The 15,275-nt window shown below is 65.2% G+C and carries 12 protein-coding genes; 6 read left to right on the top strand and 6 right to left on the bottom strand.

Annotated features, from left to right (window positions below):
- Nucleotides 1-90: 90 nt before the first annotated feature.
- From DY467_RS03275 to DY467_RS03255, 5 genes are all read right to left on the bottom strand, one after another.
- Complete coding sequence (locus tag DY467_RS03275) at nt 91-813, bottom strand: ABC transporter ATP-binding protein (RefSeq protein WP_164634018.1); 723 nt, start codon at nt 811-813, stop codon at nt 91-93.
- The gene (locus tag DY467_RS03270; protein WP_164634017.1) at nt 810-2,597 is read right to left on the bottom strand and encodes a branched-chain amino acid ABC transporter ATP-binding protein/permease; all 1,788 of its coding nucleotides are present in this window, start codon (nt 2,595-2,597) and stop codon (nt 810-812) included. The genes DY467_RS03275 and DY467_RS03270 overlap by 4 nt, the downstream gene beginning before the upstream one ends.
- A gap of 2 nt (nt 2,598-2,599) precedes the next feature.
- Nucleotides 2,600-3,460 carry a branched-chain amino acid ABC transporter permease gene (locus tag DY467_RS03265; protein ID WP_107354155.1) on the bottom strand — a complete coding sequence of 287 codons (861 nt, stop codon included), beginning with the start codon at nt 3,458-3,460 and terminating at the stop codon, nt 2,600-2,602.
- An 85-nt stretch (nt 3,461-3,545) separates the two neighbouring features.
- Nucleotides 3,546-4,724, bottom strand: a complete 1,179-nt coding sequence (locus tag DY467_RS03260; protein ID WP_164634016.1) for an ABC transporter substrate-binding protein — start codon at nt 4,722-4,724, stop codon at nt 3,546-3,548.
- 177 nt (nt 4,725-4,901) lie between these two features.
- Nucleotides 4,902-6,521: a benzoate-CoA ligase family protein gene (locus tag DY467_RS03255; protein ID WP_164634015.1), complete on the bottom strand. Its 1,620-nt coding sequence runs from the start codon at nt 6,519-6,521 to the stop codon at nt 4,902-4,904.
- A gap of 166 nt (nt 6,522-6,687) precedes the next feature.
- On the opposite strand from DY467_RS03255, the gene hcrC reads away from it, so the two are divergent.
- From hcrC to hcrB, 3 genes are read left to right on the top strand one after another with little or no spacing between them, the layout of a single operon-like run.
- The gene (hcrC, locus tag DY467_RS03250; protein ID WP_164634014.1) at nt 6,688-7,179 is read left to right on the top strand and encodes a 4-hydroxybenzoyl-CoA reductase subunit gamma; all 492 of its coding nucleotides are present in this window, start codon (nt 6,688-6,690) and stop codon (nt 7,177-7,179) included.
- Complete coding sequence (gene hcrA, locus DY467_RS03245; protein WP_164634013.1) at nt 7,176-9,509, top strand: 4-hydroxybenzoyl-CoA reductase subunit alpha; 2,334 nt, start codon at nt 7,176-7,178, stop codon at nt 9,507-9,509. The genes hcrC and hcrA overlap by 4 nt, the downstream gene beginning before the upstream one ends.
- Nucleotides 9,506-10,489 carry a 4-hydroxybenzoyl-CoA reductase subunit beta gene (gene hcrB, locus DY467_RS03240; protein ID WP_164634012.1) on the top strand — a complete coding sequence of 328 codons (984 nt, stop codon included), beginning with the start codon at nt 9,506-9,508 and terminating at the stop codon, nt 10,487-10,489. The genes hcrA and hcrB overlap by 4 nt, the downstream gene beginning before the upstream one ends.
- A 23-nt stretch (nt 10,490-10,512) precedes the next feature.
- On the opposite strand, the gene DY467_RS03235 is transcribed toward hcrB, so the two are convergent.
- Nucleotides 10,513-11,238 carry a Crp/Fnr family transcriptional regulator gene (locus DY467_RS03235; RefSeq protein WP_164634011.1) on the bottom strand — a complete coding sequence of 242 codons (726 nt, stop codon included), beginning with the start codon at nt 11,236-11,238 and terminating at the stop codon, nt 10,513-10,515.
- A gap of 193 nt (nt 11,239-11,431) precedes the next feature.
- Here DY467_RS03235 and DY467_RS03230 point away from each other — a divergent pair, with 193 nt between their 5' ends.
- The 3 genes from DY467_RS03230 to boxC all read left to right on the top strand — a co-directional run bounded on the left by DY467_RS03230 (nt 11,432) and on the right by boxC (nt 15,224).
- Nucleotides 11,432-12,544 carry a Zn-dependent alcohol dehydrogenase gene (locus DY467_RS03230; protein WP_164634010.1) on the top strand — a complete coding sequence of 371 codons (1,113 nt, stop codon included), beginning with the start codon at nt 11,432-11,434 and terminating at the stop codon, nt 12,542-12,544.
- Between the two features lie 36 nt (nt 12,545-12,580).
- Nucleotides 12,581-13,402 (top strand): alpha/beta fold hydrolase, encoded by an 822-nt coding sequence (locus DY467_RS03225; protein ID WP_164634009.1) that lies wholly within the window; start codon nt 12,581-12,583, stop codon nt 13,400-13,402.
- A gap of 127 nt (nt 13,403-13,529) precedes the next feature.
- The gene (gene boxC, locus DY467_RS03220) at nt 13,530-15,224 is read left to right on the top strand and encodes a 2,3-epoxybenzoyl-CoA dihydrolase (RefSeq protein WP_164634008.1); all 1,695 of its coding nucleotides are present in this window, start codon (nt 13,530-13,532) and stop codon (nt 15,222-15,224) included.
- Nucleotides 15,225-15,275: the final 51 nt, after the last annotated feature.

Genomic DNA, 15,275 nt, shown 5'->3' with positions numbered 1-15,275 from the left:
CCTCCCTCGTGGTGCCGCGTGATCCCGGCTCCTGATGCGGATTATGCAGCCGCGGTGCCGGGCGTCGATTGATCTTTGAGACGAGGCGATTCAGACGCCCAGCATGGTTCTGACCATCTCCTGATCGGCGAGCAGTTCGGCCGAGGTGCCTTCGAACACCACCTGTCCCTTGGTCAGCACGACATGGCGGTCGACCAGGTCGACCAGATCGTCGAGGTTCTTGTCGACGATCACGATCGAGATCCCCTTGCGGGCAATGATGCCGAGCGTTTCCCAGATCGCGTCGCGCATCTTGGGCGCAAGACCTTCGGTCGCTTCGTCAATCAGCAGGATGCTGGGATTGCTGAGCAGCACCCGGCCGATCGTCAGCATCTGCTGCTCGCCGCCGGACAGCTGATTGCCCCAGATCCGCCGCCGCTCGAATAGTCGCGGAAACATCTGGTAGATCGCCTCCTGGGTCCAGTCGACCCGGCCGTCAGGACCCGGGCGGGCCGCAAACAGCAGGTTTTCCTCGACCGACAGGTTCGGAAAGATGCCACGTCCCTCCGGCACGAAACCCATGCCGGCACGCGCCTTGATATTGGCCCTCGCATCCGTGACGTCGCGGCCGTCGAGCAGGATTGCGCCGCTCTTCGGCTTCAGTAGTCCCATCAGCGTCCGCAGCAGCGTCGTCTTGCCCATGCCGTTGCGGCCGAGCAGGCTGACCGTCTCGCCGCGGCCGACGTGAAAGTTCACGCCGCGCAGGATGTGGCTGGGTCCGTAGAAGGTGTCGATGCCGCGTGCATCCAGCATCGCCTGTGCCGCCGCGGTCATGCCGACTCCTTCATCTTGGCGTGATGGCCGAGATAGGCTTCGAGCACGGCTTCGTTGCGCCGGATCTCATCGGGGCGGCCGCGGGCGAACAGCTTGCCCTGCACCAGCACCGTCAGCGTATCGGCGGCAGCGAACACCGCATCCATGTCGTGCTCGATCACGATCACGGTGTGGTCGCGCACCAGGTCACGCAACAGCGCCACCACCCGCTGGGTTTCCTCCGGCCCCATCCCGGCCAGCGGCTCGTCGAGGATCAAGAGATCGGCGCCGCTGGCGATCAGCATTGCGATTTCGAGCTGTCGCTGCTCGCCATTCGACATTCGTCCGGCAATGCTGTCGCCGCGATCGGCGAGTCCTGCGACCCGCAGGGCGCGGTCGACCGCGGCGTGTTCGCGCGCCCGATATGGCGCGTCGCGCAGCCGCCACAGCGCGCCCTTATCGAGCTGCGCGGCGAGGACGCAGTTCTCGCGCACGGTGAAGCGCGGGAAGATGTTGGTGCGCTGATAGGAGCGGCCGAGGCCGGCGCGGGCGATCCGGTAGGCCGGCCAACCGGTGACGTCGAGCTCGTCGATCTGCACACTGCCGGCGCTGGCCGGCAGCGCGCCGGACAACAGGTTAGTGAAGGTGGTCTTGCCGGCGCCGTTGGGGCCGATGATGGCGTGAACCTTGTTGGGCTCGAACGTCACGGTGACGTCGCTGACTGCCGCGATGCCGTTGAAGTTCTTGCTGAGATGGCTGGTCGCCAGCGCCTTCGCGGTCTTCGCCGGACGTTGAGGCTCTGCTGCTGGCGGCTGTGCTGGTATTGCCTGCGGCAGCTTGCGCCGCCAGTTCAGCAATCCGGCGAGGCCGTCCGGCGACATCAGCACCGCGGCGATCAGTGTCGCGCCGGTGCCGAGCCGCCAATGGTCGGCGACCAGCGAACCGACGATGCTGGCGGTCTTCAATAGTTCTTCCAGCGACGAGTAGGCGAGCGCGCCGATGATCGGGCCGAACAGCGTGCCGGCGCCGCCCAGCACCACCATCATGATGGCGAGGCCGGATTGATGCCAGTTCAGCAGGTCGGGTGTGACGAACCCATCGATCGATGCGAACAGCGCACCAGCAAGCCCCGCCACCATCCCTGCGATGGTGAAGGCGGCGAGCTTGTAGCGATAGGTATCGTAGCCGAGCGAGCTCATCCGCACCTCGTTGGCGCGGATGCCCTGCAGCACCCGGCCGAACGGCGACCGCACCAGCGCCAGCAGCAGGCCGTAGGCGGCGATCAGCACGACGATGCAGACGTAATAGAACTGCCGGCGGTCGGAGAAATCGAGCAGCGTCAGGCCGCCCAGCGTCAGCTCGGGCTTGACGTTGATGTAGGCTCCGTCCGAACCCTTAGCGATGTCGGTGTCGTGGAACAGCGCGAACAGCATCTGGCCGGCGGCCAGCGTCACCATGATGAAATAGAAGCCGCGCGTTAAGGTCGCGAACGCGCCCACCACCAGCGCGGCGAGCCCGCCGGCCAGCAGCCCGGCGCCGAGCGCGACGATGACGTTGGCGGCTTCCGCTTCCGGCGAGACGAAATACACCGCATAGGCGCCGCAGCCGAAGAAAGCGGCATGACCGAAACTGACCAGGCCCGTGACGCCGATCAGGAGATCGAGGCTGAGCACGAAGGTCGCGATGATCACGATCCGTGTCATCAGCTTGACCGGATACGGTCCGGCGACGAACGGCAGCGCCAGCAGGCAGCCGAGCAGCACCGTGAAGAACAGGACGACGACGAGGTTGGGACGGGTCAGCATCGTCAGGCCCGCCCGAACAGCCCGGCCGGGCGGATCACCAGCACCAGCGCCATCAGCGCGTAGATGATGATGCTGGAGAACTGCGGCAGGAACACCTTGCCGAACGCGTCGGCCATGCCGATCAGCAGCGAGCCGATGAATGCGCCGCGGACCGAGCCGATGCCGCCGATCACCACGACCACGAAGGAGATGATCAGCACGCGGTCGCCGATGCCCGGATAGGCGCTCTCGATCGGGGCCGCCAGCATTCCGGCGGTCGCGGCGAGTGCGACGCCGGTGGCGAACACCATGCGGAAGATCAGCCGCGAGTCGAAGCCGAGCGCCTCGACCATCTCACGGTTGGATTCGGCGGCGCGGATCAGGCGGCCGATCCGGGTCTTCTGAATCACCAGCGCCATCGCGATAGCCAGCGCGACGCAGATCGCCATCAAGGCCAGCCGATATACCGGATAGCTGAGGCCTTCGGTGAGCCGGACGCTGTGCGCCAGATAGCCAGGCGCTGGGATCGAGTGCGGATATGAGCCCCACACCACCTGCTGGAATTCGTTGAAAATCAGGATCAGCGCGAAGGTCAGCAGCACCTGCTGCAGGTGATCGCGATCGTAAAGGTGGCGGATGAACAACCACTCGATCGCCAGACCGAGTAGGAAGGCAAGCGGAATGCCCGCGACCAGCGCCAGGAAGACGTCCCCGAACATGCCGGTCAGCGACAGCGCCAGATAGGCGCCGAGCATGTAGAACGAGCCGTGCGAGAGATTGATGACGCCGAGAATGCCGAACACCAGTGTCAGGCCGCTGGCGGCCAGAAAGATCACCAGTCCGGTCTGAAGGCCGTTCAGCGCCTGGATCAGAATGAGACTCATGGGAACCGGTCACCGATGTCGGTCGGGCAGGGCCGCGGACGGCGACGATGCGCCGGCCGCTGCCGAACCCTCAGTCGGGCAGTTGTCAGCTCAGCTTGCAGCCGATCGCTTCGTCGGCCACCGCCGGTGCGGCGAGGCCGAGATTGACGCTCTTGCCGCCCTTCAGCTCGCGCAGATAGAAGTTCTGCACCGGGTTATGCGCGGCCGACAGTTTGAACGGTCCGCGCGGGCTGGCGAAGCTCGCCGCCGCCATCGCGGCATTGAGCTCCTTGCGCTTAGCGACGTCGCCGCCGACCGCCTTGAGGCCGGCGTCGAGCAATTGCCCGGCGTCCCAGCCCTGCACCGCGAAGACGTCCGGCGGGATCTTGTAGGCGGCCTCGAACGATTTGACGAAGGCCTGGTTCTCGGCGTTGTCGAGGTCGCTGACGTAGTGCAGCACGGTCTTGATGCCGTCGCCGGCCGGGCCGGCCGCGGCTTCGACGCCATCCGTGAGGAAGCCGGGGCCCCACAGCGGAATGCCGAGATTGGCCGCCGCATAGTCCTTGATGAACTTCAGCGCGCCGCCGCCGGAGAAGAACGCATAGACGCAGTCCGGCTTCAGTGACGCGATCTCGGCCAGCGCCGACTGGAATTCGACGTCGGGAAACGCGATGGTGATGTCCTTGACCACTTCGCCCTTGCCGGCAGTGAACGACTTCTTGAAGCCGGACACCATCTCTTCGCCTGCCGCATACTTCCAGGTGACCGTCACAGCTTTTTTCAGGCCGGCTTTGATCATGGCGTCACCGGTGGCGCGGCCGATCTGGCCGTTGGCAAACGAGGTGCGGAATACGTTGGGGGCGCACATCGCGCGGGTGATGATGTCAGCTCCGGCGTTCGGCACGATGGTCGGAATGCCGTCCTCGCGGGCGATCTTCACCATCGCCATCGCCACGCCGGAATGCACCGTGCCGATCAGCACGTCGGCCTTCTCGCTCTGGATCAGCTTGGTGGTGAGTTCGGTGGCCTTCGGCGGCGCGGATTCATCGTCGACTTTGACGAAGCTGATGCTCCTACCGCCGAGCTTGCCGCCCTGCGATTGCACATACAGCTCGAGGCCGCGGGTGATGGCTTCGCCGAGCGGCGCATAAGTCCCGCTATAGGGCAGCAGCAGGCCGACCTTCAGGGCGCCGGCTTGCGCGTAGGACGGGCGAATAAACGGGCCGCAGGCCAGCGCGGCACCAGCCGACGCTCCGAGCGACAACAGACGACGTCGATCGATCATGGTAGTCCTCCCCTCGGTCTTCCCTTCGCGAGCGATCAGCTCGTCATTTTGCTTTTTCGGTACTTTATTGCGACTATTACATCGGGCCAGATCATTTTGCGAGACGCCAATGAGGCCGATGGTCGCATCGTCAGTCTTGCTGATATTGCGCTGCACCCGCAAGCGCCGACTTGGTTGTCATCGTCCGCTGCCGGCGGCAGCGCGTCCATAGACCGCGCGGTCAGCGCGCGTGTTTTCTGTTGCGTCAACTCCGCCGAGCGTCATCTCGCGCAGCAGATAGCGCTGCAGCTTGCCGCTCGATGTCTTCGGCAGATCGTCCATGATCTGAATCCAGCGCGGATACTTCCAAGGCCCGATCGCGGACTTGACGTGGTCTTTGAGCTCTTCGAACAGTGCGCCGGGATCGACCTCGGCGCAGCATGACAGCACGACGAACGCCTTTGGCTTGACCAGCCCGTCGACGTCCTCGGCGGGGATCACCGCAGCTTCCAGCACCTTGGAGTGGCTCATCAGCGCCTGTTCGATTTCGAACGGTGACACCCAAATGCCGCTGACCTTGAAGATGTCGTCGGTTCGTCCGCAATAGGTGTAAACGCCGTCGGCACGCCGGTGATATTTATCGCCTGTCCGGGTCCACTCACCGACGAATGTAGTGCGTGTCTTGTCGCGCTGATTCCAATAGCCTGCGGCGGCCGAGCGGCCGTTCACCAGCAATTCGCCGATCTCGCCGTCGGCCACGTCGTCTCCACTCTCGTTGACCAGCCGTAGCCGGTAGCCGTCGACCGGCACTCCTGACGTTCCGTATTCCACGGCGTGTGGGAGGTTGGTCAGGAACAGGTGGCCCATCTCGGTCGAGCCAACGCCGTTGACGATGTCGCGGCCGAAACGATTGCGCCAGTTGAGCCCGACCTGCGCCGGCAGCGGTTCACCGGCAGAGACGCACAGCCGCAGCCGGTCCGGGAGTGCCTCGGTGCGCGAGCGCGGATCGGCCAGCATGGCCGCATAGAGTGTCGGCACCGCGAACAGCATCGTCGGCTGGTGCGCCTGCAAAGTATCGAACACCGAGTCGGCAGTCGGTCGCTCGGGGTACAGCACCGAGGTGGCGCCGATTCCCATGGTGCAGAACATCGCGTTGCCGAGCCCATAGGCGAAAAACAGCTTGGCCGCCGAGAACACCACGTCGTCTTCGCGGTAGCCGATCCGCCGGCCGGCATTTTCGGCCATGACGCGCGGACTCGAATGCACGTGCATCACGCCTTTCGGCATCCCCGTGGTGCCCGAGGAATATTGCCAATAGGCGATGTCGTCCGCGCAAGTCGCAGCGGGAGCGCCGCCTTCGTCCTCGGCGGCGAGCAGCTCAGTAAGCTGCAGGGCTGAGTGCGGAGCGTCGTCCGCTGCGACCACCGCGCGCAGATGTGGCAGATCGGCCGCGGCCTCCTCGATCGCCGGCAGGAATTCCGAGGAGGCGAACACCGCCTTGGATCGCGAATCTTCCAGCAGATAGCGATACTGATCCGCGTTCAGCCGGGTGTTGAGCAGCACCGGAACGATCCCGGCGCGGATCGCGCCCCAGAACAGGATCGGGAAGTCGACGGTGTCCTTGAGCACCAGCGCAATGCGGTTTTCCTGCTCGACGCCGAGGCGTGCCAGCATCGGACCGACGCGTGCGACGGCGTCGCGCAGCTCCCCATAACTCAAGCTGCGCTGCGGATCGATGAAGGCGATTTTGCCGCCCCGGCCCTCCGCAACGTTGCGGTCGACGAAATCGACCGCCGCGTTGTAGTCGCGTAGCGGCATGGTTCCCTCCAACGTCTATGAATTGGAGTGATCTAAGCGTTCGCCCGGAGTGATCTCCTTGATTTTTGCTAAGCGCTTAGTCGACTATTGCGGCGTGACGATCGCTTGACTTTGGTCATGGATGCCGTCCTCCCGCGCCGACAGTCTTGCGGCGAGGGAGCGACCCATGGATGAAACGATGCTGCGACGCCGCAAGCGGCTGCTCGGCCTGAACGTCAATGGCCGATGGCGCGAGGACGCGGTTACCGACGACATGTTGCTGGTCGATTACTTGCGCGACATCGCAGGGCTCACCGGCGTCAAGACGGGATGCGACGGCGGCGAGTGCGGCGCTTGCACCGTGCTGATCGACGGCGAAGCAACTCCATCCTGCTTGGTGCTGGCTGTGCGCTGCGAGGGACGCCACGTCGAGACGGTCGAGGGCCTGGCGGCGAATGGGCGGCTGCACCGGCTGCAGCAGACATTTCACGAGCGGCTCGGGGCCCAATGCGGCTTCTGCACGCCCGGCATGATCATGGCGGCCGAAGGTCTGTTGCGCCGCAATCCGTCGCCGACCGACGACGAGATCAGGACGGCTCTGTCTGGTAATCTCTGCCGCTGCACCGGTTACGCCAAGATCGTCGAATCGGTGCAGGCCGCCGCGGAGATCGCGCCATGAGCGGTCCTGTGTTTCAGGGAGGCCTCGACCGTGCCGGCGTTCCGCTGGTCGATGGCATCGACAAAGTCACCGGGCGAGCGCGTTATACCGCCGATCTCGATCATGCTGGCGCACTGGTCGCGCGCATTCTGCGCAGTCCGATCAGTCATGGCGAAATCGCCCGGCTCGATATCAGCAAGGCGCTCGCGCTGAGGGGCGTCGCGGCGATCGTCACCGGTGAGGACTGCGCAATCACCTACGGTGTTCTGCCGATCGCGATGAACGAATATCCGATGGCGCGCGATCGGGTCCGGTATCGAGGCGAACCGATCGCCGCGGTGGCTGCTGTCGACGAAGAGACGGCACAGCGCGCGCTCGACCTGATCGAATGCGAGTTCCGTAAGCTCCCGGCCTACTACGAGTCCGAGGCTGCGCGCGCCCCGGATGCCTGGCTGCTGCACGACAACAAGCCGGGCAACATCGAACGCGAAGTTCACAACGAGTTCGGCGATCTCGCTGCGGGCTTCGAAACCGCTGACCTGATCCGTACCCACACGCACCATTGTGCGGAGGTCAACCACGCCCAGATCGAGCCGCATGCCTGCCTGATGGATTACGATCCGGCCACCGGGAGGCTGACCGCCCAGAGCGTGTCACAGGTCGGCTATTATCTGCACCTGATGCTGGCGCGCTGCCTCGAGATCGATCCGTCGCTTGTGCGGGTGATCAAGCCGTTCGTCGGCGGCGGCTTCGGCGCGCGGGTGGAAGTGTTGAATTTCGAGGTGATTGCCGCGCTGCTCGCCCGCAAGGCCGGCGGCAAGGTATCGATGCGGCTAAGCCGTGAAGAGACCTTCATCACCCATCGCGCTCGGCCGCAGACCGACATCACCCTGACGATAGGCATGCGCCGCGACGGCCGGTTCTCAGCCTGTTCGTGCGAAGTGGTGCAGCGCGGCGGCGCCTATGCGGGGTACGGCATCGTCACCATCCTGTATGCCGGCGCGCTGCTGCAGGGGCTGTACGACATTCCCGCCGTCAAATACGATGGCTACCGCGTCTATACTAACTTGCCGCCGTGCGGCGCGATGCGCGGGCACGGCTCGGTCGACGTCCGTCACGCCTTCGAGAATCTGGTCGACCGGATGGCGCGTGAGCTCGGCCTCGATCCGTTCGTGGTGCGCCGTGCCAATCTGCTGGCGGCGCCGACGCGCACGCTCAACGATCTGATGGTCAACAGCTACGGCCTCGCCGAGTGCCTGGACAAGGTCGAGCACGCCAGCGGCTGGCGCGAGCGGATCGGCCGGTTGCCGCCGGGCAAAGGCCTCGGCATGGCTTGCTCGCACTATGTCAGCGGTTCGGCCAAGCCGATTCATTTCACCGGCGAGCCCCATGCGGTAGTGGCGCTGCGGCTCGATTTCGACGGTGGCGTCACCGCGCTGACCGGTGCCGCCGACATCGGCCAGGGATCGTCGACCGTGGTGGCGATCACGGTCGCCGAAACGCTCGGCATCGCGCTGAACCGGGTCCGGGTGATTTCCGGGGACTCCGCGATCACTCCGAAGGACAATGGCGCGTATTCATCGCGCATCACCTTCATGGTCGGCAACGCCGCCATCGATGCGGCGACGAAGTTGAAACAGATCCGGGTCGCGGCGGCAGCCCGCAAGCTTGAAGCCGCGCCCGAGCAGATCGAGTGTGCCGGTGAGAGCTTCTTCATCGGCAGCGGTGCCCCGGCCGTACTCGGATTTGCCGAAGTGGTGAAAGCCGCGCTGGTCGACGAGGGCGCCCTCACGGTCAAGGGCACTTTCACGTGCCCGCCGGAATCGCAGGGCGGCAAACATCGCGGCGGCGCCGTCGGTTCGACCATGGGATTCAGCTACGCCGCCCAGGTGGTCGAGGTCAGCGTTGATGACGCGACCGGCCTGATCACCGTCGATAAGGTCTGGGCGGCGCTGGATTGCGGCCGCGCCATCAATCCGCTCGCGGTGGTCGGGCAGGTGCAGGGCGCGGTGTGGATGGGGATGGGGCAGGCAATGTGCGAGGAGACGCGCTACCTCGACGGGCTGCCCGCGCACGCCAGCTTTCTCGAATATCGGATGCCGACGATGATCGAATCGCCTCCGATCGAGGTCGCTCTCGTCGAGAGCGTCGATCCGTTTGGGCCGTTCGGCGCCAAGGAGGCCAGCGAAGGAGCGCTCGCGGGCTTTCCGCCGGCGATGGTCAACGCCGTCGCCAATGCGATCGGCATCGATCTCGATGATCTGCCGGCGACGCCTGATCGCGTCGTCGAGGCGCTGGCGCGGAGGCGGCGCGAAGCGAAGCGGGCAGTGGCGGTGAGGGCCGCCTCATGACTGGCCTGAATGCGTTGAATTTGCTTCGTCCGGGCTCGATCGATGAGGCGATCGCCGCACTGCTGGCGCATCCGGGAGGACGGCTGCTCGGCGGCGGCACGGATCTGCTCGTCAACATGCGGCGCGGCATCGCTCAGCCTGAGACGCTGATCGACACCACCGGCATCGCCGAGATCAAGCGGCTCGTCGCCGATGGCAGCGGCGTGACCATCGGCGCCGGAGTCACCGTGGCGACCCTCGCCGCCGACGGCTTGGTCGCGGCCCGCTATCCGGCGCTGAGCCAAGCTGCTCGCAGTGTGGCGGGACCCGGTCATCGGAAGCTCGGCACCCTCGGCGGCAATCTCTGCCTCGACACCCGCTGCATCTACTACAATCAGACCGAATGGTGGCGCGCGGCCAATGCGTACTGCCTGAAGAACCGCGGCGAAACATGTCACGTCGCACCAAAAGGCAACCGCTGCCACGCCGCCTTCAGCGGCGATCTCGCGCCGGCCCTGCTGGTGCTCGGCGCCGAGGTCGAGATCGCCGGGCCCGGCGGCCGGCGCCGCATCGCGCTCAGCGAATTGTATGTTGAAGATGGGCGGGCGCATCTCGCGCTGCGGCCAGGCGAGGTCCTTGCTGCGGTGTGGGTGCCGCCCGACCCACTTGCGTCGCGCTACGTCAAGGTGCGGCAGCGCGGCGCAATCGACTATCCGCTTGCCGGCATAGCCGTTGCGCTGACGCGTTCCGGGCCCAAGATCGGGCAGCTTCGCATCGCGCTGACGGGGACCAATTCAAGGCCGTTCCTGCTCGCCGAGACCGCCGCCTTTTCGCAGCGGCCGCTCGACGATGCTCTGCTGCGCGAGATCGATCGGCTGGTGCAGAAACAAGTGCAGCCGATGCGGACGACGCTGATGCCGGCCAACTACCGGCGCGTCGTCGCGGCGGCCCTGGCGAGCCGCGTGACGGCCGAGCTGTTTGCTTCGTTGGCGCAGGGCTGAGGCGGCCGTTCGCGAATGAGCGCTTAGCGTACGGCCTGCAGCTTACCGCGCACCGCACTGCGGCCGTCGGTTGCCAGCTTGCGCAACCTTGCGACATCGCGCACCGCGACCTGCGAAGCCTCGACGGTGACGCCGATGCTGCGCAGCTTGGCGAAGGCCCGCGACAGCGATTCCGGCGTCAACCCCAACTCACCGGCGATCAGCGCCTTGTCGTAGGGCAGCACCAGCGCGCACGCGCCTTGTTCGGCGATCGCCAGCGAGGCGAGGAATTCGGCGAGCCGCTGCACCCCGCTCTGCGCCTTGAGCTGTTCGACGCGCTGCACCAAATGGTGCATGTGCTGGCAGATCGAGGCGATCATCGGGACCGATATATCTGGGTTGGCTCGGATGCAGCGGACCAGATGATCAGCAGGGATTCGCGCGACACGCGCGTCGGTGACGGCTTCGGCATTGGCCAGATAGCGGTGGCCGGTCAGTGCCGCGGCTTCGGCGAAGCTGCCGCCACGGCTCATGATTTCGATCACGGCTTCGTCGCCGGCCAAATTGCTGCGAAACAGCTTCACCCAGCCGCCGACGACGATGAAGAACGCGGTCGCCGGTTCGTCCTGGCGCACGATCGACTCGCGCGGCCGCAGGCTGATCGCGGTGGCCGGCGCGATCATGTGCGCGACGGTCTCCGCCTTCAGTCCGCGAAACACGGCGATCCGGGTGATGACCTGTAGATCACCACCGGTCAGCTTCGAAGCCATCGAGAGCGTTTCCAATTTTGATTAGGGCAACTACACCCCATGCGGGTTTCGCGGTTCCTTGATCGCCATCAACTATTTTGTGCATTCCGGTACGAAATTGTGTTGCATTGCAGCGCAATGGTGCAGGGCAATCACCCGTGCTGCGCCGCGGAGGCGCGTTGAAAACCTGCGAGCCGCTGCTAACCTACGAGGCATGGACATTCGGGCGGCGGTGTTTAGAGAGATTGGCGCGGCGCTCCGCGTCGAGCGGATCGTTCTGGATCCGCCGCAGCCGACCGAAGTTTTGGTGCGGCTCGCTGCCATCGGCCTGTGCCGAACCGATTATCACGTGATGCGTGGCGAGCGCCGTGTTGCGATGCAGCCGATGGTGCTGGGTCATGAAGCCGCGGGTGTCGTCGAGGCGATCGGCGATCAGGTGCAGGGCGTCTCGCCGGGCGATCACGTGGTGCTCACCTTCATTCCCGGCTGCGGCCGTTGTCGTTGGTGCCAGCGCGGACTGCATCATCTGTGCGCCGAGGGGCCGCGCATCACGCATGGGCTGCAGCTCGACGGCAGCTTTCGCCGACGCGATGCCGAGGGCCACGACGTCGGCGCGTTCTGCATGATCGGGGCGTTTGCCGAAGCCACGGTCGTCGATCAGGCCTCGGTGCTGGTGATCGAGAAGGATATTCCGCTCGATCATGCCAGCCTGATCGCGTGTGGCGTGCCGGCCGGTGTCGGTGCGGCGCGCCATCGCGCGCGCGTTAAGCCGGGAGATACGGTGTTGGTGGTCGGCTGCGGTGGCGACGGCATGAACGTGGTGCAGGGCGCAAAACTCTGCGGCGCGTCGACGATCATCGCTGCCGACATCGTCGCACAAAAGCTGGAATGGGCGCGGAGCTTCGGCGCCACCCACGGCACCACGGCGCAAGGTGACGAGCTGATCAGCACCGTGCAAGCGTTGACCGAAGGCGTCGGTGTCGATCACGCCTTCGTCTGCATCAACCCAGCCGAAACGCTGCTGCCGGCGTTTCGTGCCACCGCGAAGGCCGGCAACGTTGTGGTCACTGCGATCACGCCCGACACCATCAAGCAGATCGACGTGCCGCCTCTGGAACTGTTCGCCACCCAAAAGGCGATCATGGGCGCGGTGTACGGCTTCGCCAGCCCGCGTCTGCAGATCCCCGAACTGCTGGGCCTGTATCGCCGCGGTCATCTTAAGCTTGGTGAGCTGATCAGCCGGACCTATCGGCTCGACGAGATCAACCAAGGTTATGCCGACCTCGATGCCGGGCGGAACCTGCGCGGCGTAGTGCTGATCGATTAAAGTCAGTGCGCAAGGCCGATGACAAAAGGAAGAACAATGGCAGGCTTGACCCCGACTGGTACGCTGGCAATCGAAGACGCCCAATTGGAATATCGCTTCGCTGGTCCGCAGCCGGACGTCGCGCCGACCCTTGTGTTGCTGCACGAAGGTTTGGGCTCGGCAGCGCTGTGGGGCGATTTTCCGGACAAGCTCGCGGCCGCGACCGGTGCCGGCGTGTTCGCATATTCCCGCGCCGGCTATGGCCGCTCCACACCTGCCGCGTTGCCGCGCCCGCTCGAATACATGCATCGCGAGGCTTTGCAGGTGTTGCCGCGGGTGCTTGATCAGATCGGCTTTCGCCGCGGCTTGCTGGTCGGCCACTCCGACGGAGCTTCGATTGCGGCGCTGTATGCGGGTGGTGTCGCTGATCACCGTGTCCGCGGGGTCTCGCTGATCGCGCCGCACTTCATCGTCGAAGACATTTCGGTGGCGTCGATCGCGGCGATTCGGACGACGTACGAGACGACCGAGCTGCGTGCCAAGCTGGCGCGCTGGCACGACGACGTCGACAATGCCTTTTACGGCTGGAACGATGCCTGGCTCGATCCGGCGTTTCGCGCCTGGGACATCGCCGACTCGCTCGCTTACATCCGGGTGCCGCTGCAGATCGTGCAAGGCGAGAACGACCAATACGGAACGATGCGGCAGATCGAGATCGCACGTTCGGAATGCTATTGCCCGCTCGAAGTCGAGCTGCTCGCGGGAGCGGGGCATTCGCCGCATCGCGAAGCCGCCGACGCGACGCTGCGCCTGATCGCCGGCTTCGCGGACCGCATTCTGAGCGGCCATGCCGAGGCGACAGACGGTCGCGCGGCCTGATCAGCCCTCACAACGGACCAAGCCGATCGCATTAAAATGCATCAAAGTCGCATTTGCGGCTGGACTCTCCGGCGAAACATGAATTATAATGCATATTAGAAGCAAGAGGAAAGCGCAGGGAGCCGCCATGGCCGAGGCCGCAGACACGCGCCCGCTCGCGAACGGAGCTGTGCGGGTCGATTTTCAGACCGAGCCGTCCCGCTACCGGCATTGGAAGCTGACGGTCGATGGCGAGATCGCAACGCTCACCCTGGACGTCGACGAGAACGGTGGTCTGTTCGAAGGGTACCAGCTCAAGCTCAATTCCTACGATCTCGGCGTCGACATCGAACTCGCCGACGCGATGCAGCGGCTGCGGTTCGAACATCCCGCCGTGAAGGTGATCCTGCTACGCTCCGCCAAGAACCGGGTGTTCTGCGCAGGCGCCAATATCCGGATGCTGGCCGGGGCCAGCCACGTCCACAAGGTCAACTTCTGCAAGTTCACCAATGAGACCCGCAACGGCATCGAGGATTCGTCGCAGCATTCCGGTCAGCGTAGCATCGCGGTGATCAACGGCACCGCGGCCGGCGGCGGCTACGAACTCGCGCTGGCCGCCGATCACATCATCATGGCCGACGACGGCTCCGCAGCGGTCGCGTTGCCGGAAGTACCTCTACTCGCGGTGCTGCCCGGCACCGGCGGCCTGACCCGCGTGATCGATAAGCGCAAGGTTCGCCGCGATCATGCCGATGTGTTCTGCACCATCGAGGAAGGCATCAAGGGCAAGCGCGCGGTGCAGTGGCGGCTGGTCGACGACATCGCCGCGACCACCAAGCTCGACGCCAAGGTGGTTGAGCGCGCCCGCGAACTTGCTGCCGCCTCGCCGCGGAACGGAGGCGACACGGGCGTCCAGCTGACGCCGCTGCAGCGCCAGTTTGACGATACCAGCGTCCGCTACGGCTTGGTCGGCATCGAGATCGATCGCGGCGCTCGGATCGCGACCATCACGCTGAGCGGCCCGGACGCGGCGCCGCCGACCTCGATCGAGGCGCTGCAGGCGCAAGGCGCGGCGTTCTGGCCGTTGCAGCTCGCCCGCGAACTCGACGACGCCATTCTGCATCTGCGGCTGAACGAGCCGGAGCTGGGACTGTGGGTGTTCAAGTCCCATGGCGATGCAAACCAAGTGCTGGCTTACGACGCGCTTCTCGAAGCACACAAGGATCACTGGCTGGTCAATGAGATCCGCCATTTCTGGAAGCGCGTGCTGAAGCGCGTCGATGTCACGTCGCGCTCGCTGGTGACGCTGGTGGAGCCTGGCTCCTGCTTCGCCGGCACGCTGGCGGAGCTCGTGTTCGCCGCCGACCGCAGCTACATGCTGATCGGCTCGCGTGACGGCGACAACCGCCCGCCGCCGATGCTGACGCTGTCGGGACTCAACTTCGGTGCCTATCCGATGAGCCACGGTCTCACCCGGCTGCAGTCGCGCTTCCAAGCTGATCCGGCCGACCACGAGGCGGTGCAGAGCAAAACCGGCGAAGCGCTCGATGCCGAGGCCGCAGAAATGCTCGGTCTGGTCACGTTCGCGCTCGACGATATCGATTGGGACGATGAGGTTCGCGTCTTCCTGGAAGAGCGCGCATCGTTTTCGCCCGACAGTCTCACCGGCATGGAAGCGAACCTGCGCTTCGTCGGCCCCGAGACCATGGAGTCGAAGATCTTCGCGCGCCTCACCGCCTGGCAGAACTGGATCTTCCAGCGCCCGAACGCGGTCGGCGAGGTCGGCGCGCTTCGCCGCTACGGCAGCGGGCAGAAGCCTCAATTCGATATGACGAGGGTCTGACACGAGCGATCAGCTCGATGTAGTGCGCTCTCGCTGAAACGAGACACCTGC

Origin of the sequence: Rhodopseudomonas sp. BR0G17, from assembly GCF_010907025.1 — a bacterium.
In the GTDB taxonomy this organism is placed as follows: Bacteria; Pseudomonadota; Alphaproteobacteria; order Rhizobiales; family Xanthobacteraceae; genus Rhodopseudomonas; species Rhodopseudomonas palustris_H.
This window is presented reverse-complemented; position numbering and strand designations above follow the sequence as displayed.